The organism is Halobacillus litoralis (assembly GCF_004101865.1).
Taxonomy (GTDB): domain Bacteria; phylum Bacillota; class Bacilli; order Bacillales; family Halobacillaceae; genus Halobacillus; species Halobacillus litoralis_A.
The window spans coordinates 2,519,053-2,535,213 of sequence record NZ_CP026118.1 but is presented as its reverse complement, the minus strand read 5'-3'; the positions used below and the strand labels follow the sequence as shown (position 1 = coordinate 2,535,213).

Sequence of the window (16,161 nt, the reverse complement as noted above, 5' to 3'; positions counted from 1 at the left end):
TGTTCCTATTTGTTTAACATTCCTGAACACGAGGGAAAAGTACAACCATAATAGAACATGAAAGGAATGAATTAAAAATGAAAGAACGTGTATATATAAGCCCGGCAAAATATGTCCAAGGCAGAAACGCTGTCCGTAAGATTGGACACCATTTAGAAGGTATTGGTGAGACTGCTGTTGTCATTTCAGACGAAACCGTATGGAAAATTGCAGGCGATGATGTCGTATCTTATCTGAACGAAGCAAACATCACTACGAAGAATGTGGTATTCAATGGCGAAGCTTCTCCAACAGAAATGGATCGAATCGCTGATATAGCAAAAGAGACAGAAGCTTCCATTGTCATTGGTGTTGGGGGAGGAAAAACGCTGGATACTGCAAAAGCGGTTTCTGATGAAGTTCAAGGTTACACGGTAATCATTCCAACAACGGCTTCTACAGACGCACCTACCAGCGCGCTTTCCGTTGTTTATTCAGATGAAGGCGTTTTTGAATCCTACCGTTTCTATGACAAGAATCCAGATCTTGTATTGCTGGATTCCAAAATCATTGCAGAAGCTCCTCCGCGGTTCTTAGCTTCCGGTATTGCCGATGCACTCGCTACATTCGTAGAGGTGAAAAGTGTTGTGAACAATAGCGGTAATACGATGGCAGGAGGACAAACAACACTCGCTGCACAGGCGATAGCAGAAAAATGTGAAGAAGTACTATTCGATTATGCATTACTCGCTTATCAATCGAACGAACGAGGAGTAGTAACGTCTGCTCTTGAAAATGTGATTGAAGCAAACACTCTTCTCAGCGGTCTAGGCTTTGAAAGTGGCGGACTAGGTGCTGCCCACGCTATTCATAATGGTTTCACCGCGCTGGAAGGCGACATCCACCACCTCACACACGGAGAGAAAGTAGCTTTCGGCACCCTTGTTCAATTAACAATGGAAGAACATTCTCAAGAAGTAATGGAACAATATATGGCATTATATACCAGCCTTGACCTACCAATCACCTTGGAAGATATCAAACTGAAAGATGTCTCCAAAGAAGATATTCTCAAAGTAGCCGAAACAGCAACAGCCGACGGAGAAACTATCCACCAGGCTTTTTCAGTAACTGCTGAAGAAGTGGCTGATGCGATTATTGCTACCGATCAATATGCCAAAACTTTCAAAGGTATGCTGCAGTTGGGTGAATAATCCCTAAAGAATGAAAGGATTTCCGTCCACCTTTAAGGTAAGATAGATTAATTAAACCTTTTCAGTTTACCTTAATCATACAATGAAGCTTAATAAGGCCTGACCCCTGCTGCACTAAAAGCATCAGCTTAGCCGAGGGTCAGGTCCAAAATTATATTATTTACGTAAAATCTTCTCCATCGCTTTTCCCTTTGCTAACTCATCGATCATCTTATCCAAGTAGCGAATTTCCTGCATTGTTGGTTCTTCAATATCTTCCACCCGGACACCGCAGATCACCCCTTTAATCATGTTCCGCGAAGGATTCATTCGGGGAGATTCCGCAAAGAAGGTCTCGAAGTCTGTCTGTTTTTCCAATTGTGCTTCCATCTCTTCCTGAGTATATCCTGTCAACCAACAGATGATTTCATCGACTTCTGTTTTCGTCCGCCCCTTTTTTTCCGCCTTCGTAACATAATGGGGATAGACACTTGCGACACTCATTGTATAGATTCTATGTTTGGTCATGTTACACCCTCCTTTGTTAGGTGTTTTAATTAATTGTTTTTCTATTATATCATCAACAGTAATTTTGATTTCTGTCTCCAGTCTGCCGTACGATGACCTTATAAAAAAGGACCGCCCGAAGTGGACCGTCCTCCTTCTGTTACTCTTCCCTTTTTTGGAACTCTTCTTCCAGCCATTCAGTGAACAACTGAAAATCCTCCTCTACCCGGTGCTTATAGAACATTCCCATCCGGGTAAGATCGTCCACGAATCGGTCCAGATTGCCGATCGCTTTCAGAATTTCGACTTCACTTTCATGTGGAAGAGAAGCATCCACATCGGAATCCGCCCGCGCGTGAATTTTCGCTGTTACTTTCCCCATCGTTTCCACGGTAGCAAGCATGCTGTCTCTATCAAGCAGCTGTTCCGGGTCCACCTCTTCTTCAAAAGCAGTCGACTCTCTCACATAAAAGTGATGATCGCCAATCGAAAAGAAGCCAAGATAAGGATCCTGCAGATAGTGCATAGCCTTCTGAGTCTGAATCACCCGGCGGCCATGGTGCAGACCCTCTTCGGATTGAAACAGGTCATCATAAGAAAAGTAATGCCCTGTCGCTGGATAACGGGCTTCCTTTGCCTCAAGGATCACATCATCCGTATGCCCCTCGCCAGGTCCTTCCACCAGAATGAAGAAACGCATCAGTCCAATGGATCCAGTCCCGGCGCCCTCCAGCTTCACAGCATCCTTAATAGCAAAGTAATCTCCTGATGAGTCTTTATTTTCGTTTAATGACTGGATATACTTCGGCCAGGCTTCTTCAAGTCCTTGCCTTTCCTCCTCGGATAACCGCTCGAGCTGCCCTTCTATTTTAAAGTGCCGCTCTCCATCCTCTACCTTAGTCATCTGATTCAACTTTTCTGTCACTTCCCGGTTTTCGAGGTTTCCCAGTGTGTTTGCCACCGGTCCGCCCGTATTGTCTTTCTTAAACAAAAGGGTGGAGGGATCCCCGCCGCGCTCTACGAATTCCTCAAGCTGATGATGATAGGCACGTAAATAAGTGTCAATAAAAGCTTCCTGGTCCTCTTCTCCGTATTCGAGCTGCTCCGCGTACAGCCCGATCGACGTTGTCATACGGTACACATCGTACAGGTAAGAACCTAGATAGCCTTCATCAAAGTCGTTCGAGTCGAACACCATCTCGCCTTGTTCGTTTTGTAAACCTCCGAAATTATCGAAATGCAAGTCCCCCTGAATCCACGTCGGTTTATCTTCAGGTGTATGATAGGAAATCGGCATCCTGGAAACATCGTAATAGAACAGATATGCGCTTCCCCTGAAAAATTGGAATGGGTTCTTCAACATTTTATTGTATTTAATGAAACGTTTGTGATGGTCAAGTCCGAGTATTTCTCCTTCGTAATGGTCGAAGATCTCTTTTATAGTCATTTTCCGTAATCGTTTTTTCAGTTCTTCCATTGTCTCCATGATTGGCCTCCTTGGTCTATAATAACTATAAAAGTTTTCCCTTTTAGCTGCCCAAGTAAACGATTCAACCAAGGTTCAGTCTATGACTGAAAATCTTGGGTAAGGAACGATATATAAATAGTCAAAGCCGATTGAAAGTAACAACCAGTAACCGTTAATGAAGGGCTCATTGCATTTAATATCATTTCCATTGAAGACTTCCAAGACTTGACTCAAAATCGAAATATTTTCAATACCTGTTATCTTAAGAAGTATTTGTTAAGAACTCTTTCAAATCGCACAATGAAAATTCTTTATTCCAATGGACATAATGACCGCCATTTACTTGATGATATGTTATTGGAAGACTATGTCTCTTTAATTTTTGTATGTAGTGCTCAGTATGTCTGTGCTCTTTTTCATTGATATTTTCAAATGTTCCATAGATTAAATAAGTTGGAACCTTTATCGATTTTAATAGTTTAGGAAGATTAAGATTATAGTACCCAAACATTAGATTTAAACCTTCCACAGAGAATTCAGCTGGGTGTTTTATTGCCATCCGGACATATTCATTTTCTTCAATACCCATACGTTCACAAAAGCGCTTCACATCACCTTCAAAGTCTATTTCCTGTTCATTACTCTGAAGAAATAAAGGCGCCAATTTATTCAAACAAGGTTTTCTGAATATCTTTACACATACATTTATTAGCGGAAATATATAAGCGAATGGTCCGAATTCTGACTTCGGGATTCTAGGAAATGGTTTGTGTCCCTGGTCTAGCAAAACCAGTTTATTCACTTTGTCAGGGTAATGAACTGCAAAGGATAATAATATAGCCCCACCTAAGGAATGGCCTATTAAATCAGCCTTTTCTATATGATTTTGTTCCATATACTCTTTTACCCAGTTTGCTAGATGCACTGAAGTGATTTTCCCATCAATACCTTTGCTATTTCCTAAACCAGGCAAATCAATCAGATGGGTTTCAAAATCACCGCTTAAGAATTCCGCTATATTAAGTCCTTCATTTCCAGTGAAACCACCAGCAGGTAGAAATATTGCAGGCACACCTTGACCAATTTTCTCAGCATGATAATCATAAGTAATATGGGTTATTTTTCTTACCTCCTTTATTGAACTCTACCGACCGATTGCACTATAAACGATAGACATTGCGCAGACTTCCACTAACTTACCCTTGTTAGCGGAAGATCAAAAGGCATAATGCTTCAGCCTTTCTTTTGTAAAGTCATTAAATCAGAAAAAGCCAATCCAAGGGATAAACCTAAAGGAATAGCGAAATCCCACAAAACTATCTCCGAGTCACTGAAAAAATATTCAATAAGATAATGGGCAGCACTTAAAGAAATAAACCATGCAATAAACATAAAAAGCCTTCTTCTAAATTGAATCCAATTTAACTTTTTTGTTTTCATCATCACTAGATATATGGAGAACATTACATAGAGAAGAAGATAAATCACATATCCAATAATAAATTTAAAAGAAAGCGAAGTACCTATACCCTTATAGATAATAAATCCCGCAAGTATGGTTCCTGCCCAGAATACTATATGCAATATTAAGGTTACCGAAATAATATTTTTCACTTATTACCCCTTACTTTCAGATTCTTTTGAGCGTAACAACAACAAATCAGCCAATTGTGTTTTGGTTACTCATTACTTCTACAATAAAGCTGACAATTTTTCTTAGCGAGAACTCTACTGATCAGTTGCTGAACTGAATAATTGTTCTATGTAGGGATATTCCGCTTTCCGCAATGCATACTCAAACATATGCGCAAATGGCATCTTTCGATCATAAGCAATGTTAATGGCCTTCTCAACATTGTACTGAACTCTTCTTAGTTGAACAGAACTACCTTTAGTACCAATATCTAAAATCGCGTAGGATGCTCTGTTATCCTTATCAAAAGGTAATCCAATACTCCCCGCATTAACGATCGTCCTATAAGTCGAATTCCTGACAAAAGCATGATGAACATGACCATAAAAACTGAAATCTGATGTAGATTCTAGATATAATTTGTCTACATCTTCAATAGGCGCCCAAGGAAAGATCACTTCATTTAATGATTTTGGTGATGCATGGAAAATATCAATTTTTCTATCCGAAAACGTAAGGGTCTCATTTTCAGGAAGATTAGAGAGCCACTCCTGTTCTTTTATGGACAAATATTGTTGATCGTATTTGATCGATTCAGATGTAAGAATGTCTTTAAATGAATTAGGATTACTTCCTTTCTGGTATCTAGTATACAGATGTTCATGGTTTCCCCTAATCACCGAAATAGGTTTTAATGAATTTAAAAGATTCATACATTCCTTTGGTTGAGGACCTTTCATGACGATATCTCCCAGACACACAACCGCATCAGGGGATTGATCTTCAAGATCCTTTACTACCTCTTCAAAAGCTACAGCATTGCCGTGCATATCTGAAATAAAAGCAATACGCATATGAAAACTCCCTTTTGTTCGTTTATTTTTGCAGTAGTTTATTAATCGACCAGATTTCCGAGGTAAAATAACGGTAAGCTAATTCATATGAATAACCAATCCCATCAAGTTTTTGCGCTGTTTCTGATTGGTGCTGCCCTATCCGTGCTCTTGATTCTTGTTTTCCGCCGCGTTGTTTTTCTTTCTCTTATAGCGCACGTATATCGCATTTCCACACACCACTAATGCAAAAACGACCAGACAACCTATCACATATGTTAGGTTCAGTTCACGCAGGACGACAAAAATCGCAATAAAATTCCCGATAAGTGCCGCTAGAGCCATCACACTTAATCTCCATTCGGAATGGGCAAGATTCTTCATTTTTTCTCCCTTTCATTCTTCGATATTTCATTTACAGGCTACAGCATCTTTAACAGCTTCGTTTGATTTACATTGCTCATTAGGCGAGTCAGCACTTCCCTATTAGAATTTCATACAACTCCTCATTCTCATTACAATACACATACGACATTAATCTAATTTAGTTTCAAACAGTCAGTTTTCTAGACTGGAAATCAATGTAGAATAAGGAAAAAAGCCCGCTTCCCATAAAATAAAAGGAAAACGAGCTTTGATCATCAACGAAAACCGAATTCCCAATCGTCCCGTAATATAAGGTAACTTGCGAAAAGCCGATTCTCCATTTCCAGCGTATTGCCTGTACCATCATCGAGCCCAAGTTTTGGGAAAAGAATACCCGCCACTTCTCTCGCCATCTCTCTTTGCTTTTCATAGTTGAGTGTGGGATGCCGTTCAACGAAGGTCTTAAGCAGGAGCCAGTCATCCTTTGTTATCCGCTGTCGCTCCCATTCACCTATCTGAACATAGTCAGCAGTTAATCCACGCCTTTTCATTTCTTTATCGACAAGGCTTTCTTTTTTCAGGGAACGGCCTTTCTTTCTTTCATGAACAACGATGGTTCCTGCTACGATGTCTCCTAACCGTTTATGATTCGGGTGAAAGAAGATCATCAACATCCCTACCAAATAATAAAAAGGGAGCATATCGATGATTCGCAGTAAACTCCTGATCAATATCGAGAGGGCTGTCGCTTTCCCTCCATCCTCTTTGACTACCCTGAGCCCGAGCAGCATTTTTCCAGGAGTTTTTCCTCCTGTGAACCATTCGAATAAGAAGAAGTATCCCCAGTTGATGACGAAGATGATCACTAGCAAGAGTGCGATCAACATGTTTCTACCTTCAAAAAGTAAGCGATCCAATTGTGTTTCCGAAAAAATGATGGCGGCGATCATTCCTGCATACATGAGGGAGATGATCAACGTATCGGCGATTTGGGCTGCTCCCCGACTACCCAGGCCTGCTAATTTAAAATTCAATGTTACATGTTCAGGTGTTTTCACTTTCAACGTTTCTTGCATAAGCCCCCGCCTTTCATTAAGGGTTCCAATCTTAACGACTGTTTCTTATAATAGGATTAGAATGTAAAAAATTCCCGTATTGTAGGTGAAACGATGAATTATCGATCTTTTGTGCAACGGCACCGAAAGGATTGGAAACGTCTAGAAGAATTGATTCAACTATTACATAAAAACCAAACCCGATTAGCTGCAAAACATGTGGATGAGTTTCAACGAATCTACCAAAAAGTGACCCAGCACCTCTCTTACAGCCAGACGTACTTTCCAGAAGAAGAGACGACGGGTTACTTGAATGATCTTGTAGCAAAAGCCCATAACATTTTTTACCAGGAACGTTCATCGAATTGGAAACAGCTCAAACAGCTCTTTGGCGGTACTTTTATTTTTCTGCTGAGTGAACAATGGAAGTTTGTGCTCATCAGCATGCTGCTCTTTTGCGGCGGTGGGCTTGCCGCCTATTTATCCGTCCTGCAAGACCCGATGAACATTTATGCCATATTGCCTGAAGCGATGGCTCAATCGATTGACCCGGAGCGTATCGGCAGTCAGGATGGTGCCGTCAACTCACCTATCATGTCTGCTGAGATCATGACGAACAACATGCAAGTCGCTTTTCTAGCCTTCGCTGGTGGAATCACATTCGGACTCCTCACTGTTTATCTATTAATTTATAATGGCATCATTGTAGGATCCATTGCTGCTTTGTTCATGCATCATGGCAAGACTTATGATTTCTGGGCCTATATCGTTCCTCATGGCATCATCGAGCTTACCGCGATTTTCATCGCAGGCGGGGCTGGATTATTGATGGGATATAAGCTCTGGGTGCCAGGGGAGCGCACGCGAGCTTACCAGTTGAAAACCTATGCTTACAGATCCGTGCTACTTCTACTCGGAACGCTCCCACTTTTCATTATTGCAGGTATTGTTGAAGGCTTCATCACCCCTGCCGATATTTCTCTGGAAGCAAAATATGGCTTTGCTGTTATTACGGTCATCGGCTTAGCCGCATACATCATCGTTGGTAAAAGATATGCAAATCAACCACCTGCTATAGCAGCCCGCGATTCATGATATGGATATACTGGGAGACAGCGGTGGTAGCGAGATGCTCTTCGGGTGCCTCAATCATCTGCAGACCTTGTCGTTCCCACCTCTTCAACTCTCTCACCTTATCCAGGATGTGTTTTTGTGCCATGCTTTTCACCATTGTCGTCATCAAATCTTCCGGCGTTGATTTCGTCACATCATCAACCACCCGGTCCTCAATTCCAATCATGAGAAACAGGTGTTCTTTCCGTAAACGCTGCAGATAGTGCAAAGCCGCTTCCTCGTATAAAAATGTACTTACATCGCTGAATAAAAGGAGCAGACTCCGACGGCTCTGCACCATTTGGAGGTGTTGAAAAACAGCGGTATAGTTTGATTCATACCCCTCTACTTGAATGTAGTAAATTTCTTTGAGGATTGTTTGTAAATGTGGCATCCCTTTTCCTGGAGGTACATAGACATGCACTTCCTTTGAGAACGCGATCACTGCCACATAATCCCCACGCTTCAAGGCTGCTGTCGCCACTGTAATAGCTGCTTCCAACGCACGTTCCAGTCTGTTATGTTCATCCAATTCCACCCCCATCATACGGCCGCAGTCAATGAGGATGGTCATGAATTTTCCTTGTTCAGGTTCGTATTCATTCGTCATCAGCTCTTGTACCTTCGCCGTTTGACGCCAATTGATCTTTCTTACATCGTCCCCGACGACATAAGGGCGGATTTGAGTGAATTCTCCTGCCCCCGCCCGCCGTTTCTTCAGTCTGGTTCCTTCGTAAAGAAGAAAACGCTGGGCATCTTTTAAAAATTGGCGGCTTTCGGTCAAATCAGGGATCACCCGCACATGTGATTCCACCTTGACCTTCATTTGCTTTTCCCAAATCCCGAGCCACGATTTGTACCTTACATGCAAGGAAGGCAAGGTGTAATCCCCGCGTTGGTGAGCAACAAAGGAATAACCCAGTGAAACCTTTTGCTTTCCTGATACTTTCGATTTCAGAGGAAAAGGTCGATCGAACGTCATCGGAAAGTGATCGATCACCTTGACCGTAATCCTAAATGCGGATTGGTTGTGAATGGTAACCTCTGCTTCATTATGTACTCCTCTTTCCAGTTCTTCATCGATGATCCTTTCAATGGAAAGGTGCTTCCTTTTCGGAGAAAATGATAAGTCGAGCAGGCTCAATAAGAGCACAGAGGTGTTCACCGCCAATATGAAAGCCCATGAAGCCCCAAACCAGGTGAGCACCACGAGTACAAGCGATAAGGCGAGGATAAGAAGCACAAAACGAAAGGTGGGGACAATCCCTTTATCTCGGAACAGGAACTGATCCCACAAGCTCTTGAATGATTTGGTCATGGGTCGCTCCCTCCAGTTCCATATGTGGCGATAATAATATCCGGTGACGAAGAGCTGGCATCGCAACAGCCTTCACATCATCTGGTGTAACATAATTCCTTGAATCCAAATAAGCCCAGGCTTTCGCAGCTTTCGCCATGGCAATCCCGGCTCTAGTGCTGGCTCCATGTTGAACCGCCTCTGTTTCACGTGTTTTTCGGACGATCGTCATGATGTACTCATACACTTCATCTTGAATCGTAGTTTGAGAGATTTCCCGGCTGATTTGCAAAAATGTATCCATATCCAAGGAAGGATTTGAATCCTTTCGTTCTTCCTTTCGTGCTAGCGTTTGTTTCAGAACGTCCACTTCTTCTTCAAATTTCGGAAAATCAATATGAAGCTTGAACAAAAAACGGTCTTGCTGAGCTTCGGGTAAAGGATAGGTACCTTCGAATTCCACCGGGTTTTGAGTAGCAACAACAAAAAAAGGATCAGGCAGAGTATAGGTATCTCCCTGGATGGTCAGTTGCTTTTCTTCCATAGCCTCAAGTAATGCGGCTTGGGTTTTTGCGGGGGTCCGGTTGATTTCATCTGCCAGCAGTACATTTGTAAAAACAGGTCCTTTCAGCGTCTCAAAACTTCCGGATTTCATGTTGTAGATCATACTTCCCGTAATATCACTCGGCAGTAGATCCGGAGTGAACTGGATCCTCTTGAATTCTCCTCCGAGAAGACCTGCCAATGTTCGTACCATTTGTGTTTTACCGGTTCCAGGGACACCTTCTAAAAGCACGTGCCCTCCTACTAAAATAGAAGAAAGCATCAGGCGTACATTCTCTTTTTGTCCTAAGACTTGTTTTTCGTACGCTTTGATCAACTCAGCGATCTTATCATTCATCGATCTTGCACTCCTCTCCTCATCTCATCTAAAGTTTCCGACCATTCCAGGTACGCTTTTTCATCGACTTTAGACAGGTTCTCCAATTGTTCTATTTCCCTTGTCCATCGCTGCCATTCCTGGAAGCGATCCTCGCTCAAACGATAGGAAAGTGTGTGACAGACATCTTCCCAGGAAGTGGTCAACGCGATTCCCCATCGTTCATGTAATAATTGGCGGACATAGGAGACTTGTATATCCAAAGACTCCCGGTAAAACTTCCTTTTTCTATACCAAGATGCAAGTGCCTGGAGACGCTCAATACCAAAGCGTACTTCCGCTTCCCTTGGCATGAAAACAGGTCCGAACCGTTTTCCCTTCAACCACAGCCACATCAAAGCAAGCAAACCGATTTGTAAAGCCAGCACCAACAACCACTGCGGATAAATAGTAAAGTTGGCAGCAAGGGTTTCCTTTCCATGTATGTATTCATCGACCCACAAGCGTTCTCGTTCATTCTGGCCCAGTAAATATGCAGCCAATTCATAGTGGTTGTTTTCCAACACCTGTCCATTCGTAAACCAATCAGGATTCATGCCTACTATAAGACTCCCATCCCCATAAGCCCTCTCATAAGCCAGCACCCCTTCAGAGTCTTCCAAAATGACATCATCTGAATCGCGCGGCATTAACCGGTGCTGTTGTCCAACAACCGCCTTGTACTCTCCCCCGTTCTGGGATTTTACGAGCGTTTCTCCCGATGGGTCGATCCCATATTCAACATCACTCTCGAAATAACCGACGGGGTTGTTTTTCATTAGCAGGAGGGTATGCCCTTCTCTCATCCAACTTTCATAATGCTGCATTTCTGATTGACTGATCGTCGAGTATGGTTCTATCATCAGCAGCAATTGCGGGGATTCCGATTCCGGCAGAATCTCCGGGGGTTGGTTCCAACGTGAAATAACATCCTCCTGATCGATATTAGTGTACAAAGCCTTCACTCCCGAAGGGGAGGGAGAATTGGAAAGATACGGCGGATAGGCTTCCGGGCGGCCGCTCGACAGCCAATACAGGAGAGCGATAAGGAAAGTCAGACACAAACCGACCCACATCCATGTCCTTTTTGAATGATCCATCAGTCATAGCCCCCTTCCTCATCAAGCCATGTGAATGCTTTCTGTCTAAACTGTTCATACTCGCTTTCATCCATCGTCCGATTTCCATAGGTGATCTGATCGAACGTCAGCGCGAGCTTTCCAAACGCGTCCCCCATCTCTTGTTGGACGCCTGCTAATTCCCGGTGGTAATCCCCGTTTGTCTTCCAAGCTTTTGTGTCTACCCAGCCTTTTTCATCAAATGCCAGCAGCATGCCCAAGAAAACATGACGCGCCGCTTCGGTCAGGTTTCCATGTGCGGCTAACTCATCCGCTTCCCGCCAATGTTTGTCAGTAGACCACTCTAAGCTGACGGAAGATGCAAATGTACCTTGCCCTCTCCGCTCCTTTTCACCAGAGAGATTTCCGCTTAATTTCACTAGAAAGAAAATAAGCAGCCCGAGACCGAAGAATCCAATAAAGTAAATCAATCCATGGACATTGGACTCCGTTACTTCCCAATTCGGAAAAAAGGTATTGAATGCTTCCATCAGCCAGTCAGCGATGACATCAAGCAAACGATCAGTGAAACGGGATGAGTCTTGTTCATAAGCCTGGTATTCTTGTTGTTCAAGAATTTCTCTCAACTGTTCTTTATCCTCATTGGAAGAATACACTGAATTCACCTACCATCTGGACTAAGTCTTCGGTCGATTACGACTCTTTATAAGAAGCAATCATCTCTTCCAAGTCATCCGCTTCATTTCTTGTTTTCAAGTCAAAGTACATGACCGTATATCCTACCATGAGGAACAGTGTCGTAATTACTGTAGACACATCGGTCACAATTCTTCCAAGAATGCTTCCGCCGAGTAAAAACACGGATAGACCTTCAATAATCGATGTAAGCAGCATGATGATGATAAAGAACACGACGAACAGACCAAGTGTCGACCAAAAACGCCTTTTTGTCAGCTGCCAGCTTTTTGAGAGCCCTGGGGCTACTTTTTGAAAGACGACAGATGCGAAGAACATACTCCATTTTGTCGCCAGGAAAGCCAGAGCAGCTAAAAGCAGGACCGCAAGAATGATGGACATAAAGAGTCCAGGACCTGCCCCTGCAGTAGCGAAACTCATGCCGCCACTAATGCCGAGAATCAAAAAACCAATGAAGAAGCCGCCGCCCAGAATAAGCCCAAGGAGAGCAGAGCTGCCGACAAGCGGCCAGAACCTTGAGAAGGCCCCTTTTACAGCTTGTTTTTTTCCCCACTCCTCGCCTTTCAGCACCTTACTTGTCGCAACAATGATTGAAGCCTGAGCCATCGGGTAGACAACGAGAGCAAGGACCGAAGATAGCAACATATAAAGGATTTCTCCGCCCGGACCCATGTTTGAACCGACAATCTCCTGTGTCGCTGCTGCTGTATCCAAATTGTCCATGATCCCTTCAGTGAAACCGCCATCTGTCTGCCTTCCGAAAATACTTACGCCACTTAATGCCATAAATAAATAATTCAAGATGTAGAGCGGTCCCAGAAGTATTAATAAAATGAGAAATAATGGTGCAAAGTGTTTTTTTGATATACTGAACGTAGTATCCAATACTTCTCCGAATGATTTTGGTCTTGATTGTAATCGTTCCATTTATTGACCTCCTAGAAAATTGTTCCACTTCCTAATATTCTAACACTTCCTTCTCAATTTTTGACAAAAAAAGACAAAATCAAAGACACTCTTTTCAGTGAAAGGAAGATGCGTATATGAAAGAATGGGTAGGTGTATGTGCGAATTGCGCAGATGATATTTATTGCAAGAACGGTTTTTTGGAAGGTGTCATAAATGAGGACCGCACGCTGATCTGCTTCTCTTGTGACGAGCACCTAAAGAATTGGAAGGAGGAGATTGATGATGAGTAAATCCCGTGTCCAATTACATCATTACGACCCCGCATGGCCGTTGGTTTATAAAGAAGAGTATAAAAGAATCCGGCAGGTTTTGATGGATGATAAGAAAAGGATTGAACATATCGGGAGCACTTCCATTCCGAACCTTGCAGCTAAACCAATCATAGATATACTTGTAGGGATTCCGCAGCTAGGGAAATTCACTGAATGCGTGGAGCCTTTATCCAGCATCGGTTATGAATATGTCCCCAAGCCAGAATGGAAAGAGCGTAAATTTTTTCGTAAAGGCCCTAAAGGAAACGGCACTTTTCACCTCCATATTTGTGAAATCCATGGAACAGAATGGACAGAGAAACTGGCTTTTCGTGATTATTTACGCACACAACCAGAGAAAGCAAAAGAGTATGAAGCCCTTAAACGTCAGCTGGCCCATTCCCATCAAGAAGACCGCTCTCTGTACACAGAAAAGAAAACTCCATTCATAAGGTCTGTGATTGAAGATATGTATTCACAAAAAAGCTGAGACCCACTTTAAGAAGATCTCAGCTTTTTCTTATATTTTCTTGAAATACTGACACACCGTTTCAATGCCTTGCGTGAAGTTTTCAATGTGGAAATGTTCATTTGGTGCATGTAAGTTCTCTGTAGGTAATCCAAAACCCATCAGAACGACAGGGGCTTTCAGCACACGCCCGAACACTTCAACGATTGGAATCGAGCCGCCTTCTTTCGGGAATAATGGCCGCACATCATACACTTCTTCATAAGCGGATGCAGCAGCTTGAATGAGTGGGTGCTTAGAGTCGATCGCTACCGGATCTGCTTTGATAAACTGATGCAGGCTGACCCTGCACCCGACAGGTTTGTATGCCTCGATATGACGTTCGATTGCTTCATAAACCGCTTCTGGTTTCTGGCTGCCGACTAAACGGCAGCTGATTTTCGCACTCGCTTCTTTCGGAACAATGGTTTTCAATCCTTCCCCTTGAAAACCGCCTGTGATGCCATTGATTTCAAGAGTTGGCCGGATGCCGACACGTTCCTGGAAAGAAAAACCTTCCTCACCGAATAAATCTTCCAATTCCAAATCTTTTTTTGTTCTCGTTTGATTGAAAGGGATTTCTGCCATTTCTGACCTCAATTCTTCAGTCGGCTCCGGCACGCCCTCGTAAAATCCTTCTACTGCAATACGCCCATTTTCCATGTGCAGCGAATCAAGCAGTTGGACAAGTCCGTGGATCGAGTTCGGTACGCCTCCCCCATATGTTCCTGAGTGTAAATCTGAATTCGCTGTTTTCACCGTAAGTTCCATAGCAAGTGCACCACGCAGCGACGTGCAAATAGCAGGTTGTCCTTTTTCAATGAAAGAGGTATCACTGATAACGACAGCGTCACAAGCAAGCTTCTCTTCATTCTCTTTAATAAAAGGGCCGAGGTTAGGGCTGGCAATTTCCTCTTCCCCTTCAATGACAAACTTCACGTTGACAGGTAATTCTCCCTCTTGCTTCATTAATAAATCGACAGCCTTGATGTGGATATATAATTGCCCTTTATCATCTGTCGCCCCTCTGGCGAAAATTTTCCCATCACGAATTACAGGTTCAAACGGTGGTGTTTCCCATAAATCCAGGGGATCTTCAGGCTGGACGTCATAATGACCATAAATAAGGACGGTAGGCTTGCCTTCAGCGTGCAGCCAGTCACCGTAAACGATTGGATGTCCTTCTGTTGGGATAACATCCACATTCTCCATCCCGGCGCCTGTTAATGCCTTTGCCGTCCACTCAGCGGCATGCTGTACATCCTCTTTATGCTTGGATAGTGAGGAGATACTGGGGATGCTTAAATATTGTTTCAGCTCTTCAAGGAATTCATCTTTATGTAATGCAATCGCATCTTTCATGTTATGCCTCCTCGACTTGATTTACATTCATTATACAAAATAAAAGCAGAACCGTCTTGAAAGACGAGGTTTAAAATAGTGCAACAATAAAAAACTCACCCTTGGACGAGGTGAGCTGTTTAAATCGCTTTAAGTTATAGTAATGAAATAATGAATCCGATCACGACGATTAAACCAATGATCATTAAGATTGTACGTATCATGGGATCACCTCTCTGTTTAGTTGATTTATTCTTCCTTTCCCTTATGTTTCGTGTATTTAAACAATCTATTCGATAAATCGTTCTTATTCCTTATACTTTGTTCCATTTTTGAGGTAGGTTTCGTTGCTATTGCTTAGAGAAATAGGGTCTTGGAAATAGCTCGCTTTCCGCGGGGAAGACGGCAAGCCTCCTAGAGCTGAATTAGAAAACAAAATGGGAGAGTTCCAGCGTCTAGCGGCTAATGAGACTTCCCTCGCTTCTGTACGATAAGTAAACATCGAATCATTTTGTTCTTCGTGTTTCCTTTATCTCCTCCAGCTCTGTCCAGTCCATACGCCGCAACCAAGACGTCTCCACTTTCAAGTTAGGAGTCTCAATGGGGCATGGGGCTTCGCGCGTTATTTCCAACTTCTCGGAGAGGATTTATTTTAACGGATTCCAAAGAAACTAATATGGCAATGAGCGGAGGGAAACGGTGAGACTCCTGTGGAACACGCTGGTTAGTGACACCCCGGAAGACGCCAGCCTGAGGACGCCCAGCGCACGCCCACGGAAAACAAATCGTTCCCCGGAGCCCCTTCCCCAACACTTCAGATTGGAATTAAGTCTTCAAAAAAACCGGTCTTGCAAGAGCTAGGTCACTGAAGAACTGGCACTTTTTGAAAGATGCATCTAATAAAGAAGCCGAGTTGGACGATTTTATCGTTCAACTCGGCTTCTTTTATAATTT

The 16,161-nt window shown here is 43.0% G+C and carries 17 protein-coding genes; 4 read left to right on the top strand and 13 right to left on the bottom strand.

What is annotated here, in order from left to right; all coding sequences use genetic code 11:
- Window positions 1-77: 77 nt before the first annotated feature.
- A complete protein-coding gene (locus HLI_RS12865) occupies window positions 78-1,193 on the top strand; it encodes a glycerol dehydrogenase (RefSeq protein ID WP_128525331.1) in 1,116 nt (371 codons plus the stop codon).
- A gap of 156 nt (window positions 1,194-1,349) precedes the next feature.
- Here the strand turns inward: HLI_RS12865 and HLI_RS12860 are convergent, their stop codons facing one another.
- The 7 genes from HLI_RS12860 to HLI_RS12830 form a co-directional block, all read right to left on the bottom strand.
- Window positions 1,350-1,700 (bottom strand): DUF2200 domain-containing protein, encoded by a 351-nt coding sequence (locus HLI_RS12860; protein WP_128525330.1) that lies wholly within the window; start codon window positions 1,698-1,700, stop codon window positions 1,350-1,352.
- A gap of 139 nt (window positions 1,701-1,839) precedes the next feature.
- A complete protein-coding gene (locus HLI_RS12855) occupies window positions 1,840-3,165 on the bottom strand; it encodes a DUF2252 domain-containing protein (RefSeq protein WP_128525329.1) in 1,326 nt (441 codons plus the stop codon).
- 244 nt (window positions 3,166-3,409) lie between these two features.
- A complete protein-coding gene (locus HLI_RS12850) occupies window positions 3,410-4,219 on the bottom strand; it encodes an alpha/beta hydrolase (protein ID WP_241655848.1) in 810 nt (269 codons plus the stop codon).
- 161 nt (window positions 4,220-4,380) lie between these two features.
- Window positions 4,381-4,761: a hypothetical protein gene (locus tag HLI_RS12845; protein ID WP_128525327.1), complete on the bottom strand. Its 381-nt coding sequence runs from the start codon at window positions 4,759-4,761 to the stop codon at window positions 4,381-4,383.
- A gap of 114 nt (window positions 4,762-4,875) precedes the next feature.
- Window positions 4,876-5,634, bottom strand: a complete 759-nt coding sequence (locus tag HLI_RS12840) for a metallophosphoesterase family protein (RefSeq protein ID WP_128525326.1) — start codon at window positions 5,632-5,634, stop codon at window positions 4,876-4,878.
- 138 nt (window positions 5,635-5,772) lie between these two features.
- Window positions 5,773-5,997 (bottom strand): hypothetical protein, encoded by a 225-nt coding sequence (locus tag HLI_RS12835; RefSeq protein WP_128525325.1) that lies wholly within the window; start codon window positions 5,995-5,997, stop codon window positions 5,773-5,775.
- Window positions 5,998-6,254: 257 nt separating this feature from the next.
- Window positions 6,255-7,055: an RDD family protein gene (locus HLI_RS12830; protein WP_128525324.1), complete on the bottom strand. Its 801-nt coding sequence runs from the start codon at window positions 7,053-7,055 to the stop codon at window positions 6,255-6,257.
- Between the two features lie 93 nt (window positions 7,056-7,148).
- Here HLI_RS12830 and HLI_RS12825 point away from each other — a divergent pair, with 93 nt between their 5' ends.
- The gene (locus HLI_RS12825; protein ID WP_128525323.1) at window positions 7,149-8,129 is read left to right on the top strand and encodes a stage II sporulation protein M; all 981 of its coding nucleotides are present in this window, start codon (window positions 7,149-7,151) and stop codon (window positions 8,127-8,129) included.
- On the opposite strand, the gene HLI_RS12820 is transcribed toward HLI_RS12825, so the two are convergent.
- Genes HLI_RS12820 through HLI_RS12800 form a run of 5 tightly spaced genes read right to left on the bottom strand, consistent with a single transcriptional unit; the run spans window position 8,107 to window position 13,065 of the window.
- Window positions 8,107-9,465, bottom strand: coding sequence for a DUF58 domain-containing protein (locus HLI_RS12820; protein WP_128525322.1), 1,359 nt, complete (start codon window positions 9,463-9,465; stop codon window positions 8,107-8,109). The two genes, HLI_RS12825 and HLI_RS12820, sit on opposite strands and share 23 nt — an antisense overlap.
- Entirely contained in the window at window positions 9,416-10,345 is a 930-nt protein-coding gene (locus HLI_RS12815) for an AAA family ATPase (protein WP_128525321.1), read from the bottom strand. Before HLI_RS12815 ends, HLI_RS12820 begins: the two co-directional genes overlap by 50 nt.
- A complete protein-coding gene (locus tag HLI_RS12810; RefSeq protein ID WP_128525320.1) occupies window positions 10,342-11,463 on the bottom strand; it encodes a DUF4350 domain-containing protein in 1,122 nt (373 codons plus the stop codon). The genes HLI_RS12815 and HLI_RS12810 overlap by 4 nt, the downstream gene beginning before the upstream one ends.
- Entirely contained in the window at window positions 11,463-12,098 is a 636-nt protein-coding gene (locus HLI_RS12805; protein WP_128525319.1) for a DUF4129 domain-containing protein, read from the bottom strand. The genes HLI_RS12810 and HLI_RS12805 overlap by 1 nt, the downstream gene beginning before the upstream one ends.
- Before the next feature lie 37 nt (window positions 12,099-12,135).
- Window positions 12,136-13,065 carry a DUF7847 domain-containing protein gene (locus HLI_RS12800; RefSeq protein WP_128525318.1) on the bottom strand — a complete coding sequence of 310 codons (930 nt, stop codon included), beginning with the start codon at window positions 13,063-13,065 and terminating at the stop codon, window positions 12,136-12,138.
- Between the two features lie 116 nt (window positions 13,066-13,181).
- Here HLI_RS12800 and HLI_RS21665 point away from each other — a divergent pair, with 116 nt between their 5' ends.
- A complete protein-coding gene (locus HLI_RS21665) occupies window positions 13,182-13,337 on the top strand; it encodes a hypothetical protein (RefSeq protein ID WP_164908552.1) in 156 nt (51 codons plus the stop codon).
- A complete protein-coding gene (locus tag HLI_RS12795) occupies window positions 13,330-13,848 on the top strand; it encodes a GrpB family protein (protein WP_128525317.1) in 519 nt (172 codons plus the stop codon). The genes HLI_RS21665 and HLI_RS12795 overlap by 8 nt, the downstream gene beginning before the upstream one ends.
- Before the next feature lie 30 nt (window positions 13,849-13,878).
- Here HLI_RS12795 and HLI_RS12790 read toward each other — a convergent pair whose 3' ends face one another.
- The gene (locus HLI_RS12790; RefSeq protein WP_128525316.1) at window positions 13,879-15,228 is read right to left on the bottom strand and encodes a dipeptidase; all 1,350 of its coding nucleotides are present in this window, start codon (window positions 15,226-15,228) and stop codon (window positions 13,879-13,881) included.
- Window positions 15,229-16,161 lie beyond the last annotated feature (933 nt).

Bases quoted from the DNA above. Each gene is read 5' to 3' on its own strand.
- HLI_RS12865 (WP_128525331.1), top strand. From the start codon at position 78: ATGAAAGAACGTGTATATATAAGCCCGGCAAAATATGTCCAAGGCAGA.
- HLI_RS12860 (WP_128525330.1), bottom strand. From the start codon at position 1,700: ATGACCAAACATAGAATCTATACAATGAGTGTCGCAAGTGTCTATCCC.
- HLI_RS12855 (WP_128525329.1), bottom strand. From the start codon at position 3,165: ATGGAGACAATGGAAGAACTGAAAAAACGATTACGGAAAATGACTATA.
- HLI_RS12840 (WP_128525326.1), bottom strand. From the start codon at position 5,634: ATGCGTATTGCTTTTATTTCAGATATGCACGGCAATGCTGTAGCTTTT.
- HLI_RS12835 (WP_128525325.1), bottom strand. From the start codon at position 5,997: ATGAAGAATCTTGCCCATTCCGAATGGAGATTAAGTGTGATGGCTCTA.
- HLI_RS12830 (WP_128525324.1), bottom strand. From the start codon at position 7,055: ATGCAAGAAACGTTGAAAGTGAAAACACCTGAACATGTAACATTGAAT.
- HLI_RS12825 (WP_128525323.1), top strand. From the start codon at position 7,149: ATGAATTATCGATCTTTTGTGCAACGGCACCGAAAGGATTGGAAACGT.
- HLI_RS12820 (WP_128525322.1), bottom strand. From the start codon at position 9,465: ATGACCAAATCATTCAAGAGCTTGTGGGATCAGTTCCTGTTCCGAGAT.
- HLI_RS12815 (WP_128525321.1), bottom strand. From the start codon at position 10,345: ATGAATGATAAGATCGCTGAGTTGATCAAAGCGTACGAAAAACAAGTC.
- HLI_RS12810 (WP_128525320.1), bottom strand. From the start codon at position 11,463: ATGGATCATTCAAAAAGGACATGGATGTGGGTCGGTTTGTGTCTGACT.
- HLI_RS12800 (WP_128525318.1), bottom strand. From the start codon at position 13,065: ATGGAACGATTACAATCAAGACCAAAATCATTCGGAGAAGTATTGGAT.
- HLI_RS21665 (WP_164908552.1), top strand. From the start codon at position 13,182: ATGAAAGAATGGGTAGGTGTATGTGCGAATTGCGCAGATGATATTTAT.
- HLI_RS12795 (WP_128525317.1), top strand. From the start codon at position 13,330: ATGAGTAAATCCCGTGTCCAATTACATCATTACGACCCCGCATGGCCG.
- HLI_RS12790 (WP_128525316.1), bottom strand. From the start codon at position 15,228: ATGAAAGATGCGATTGCATTACATAAAGATGAATTCCTTGAAGAGCTG.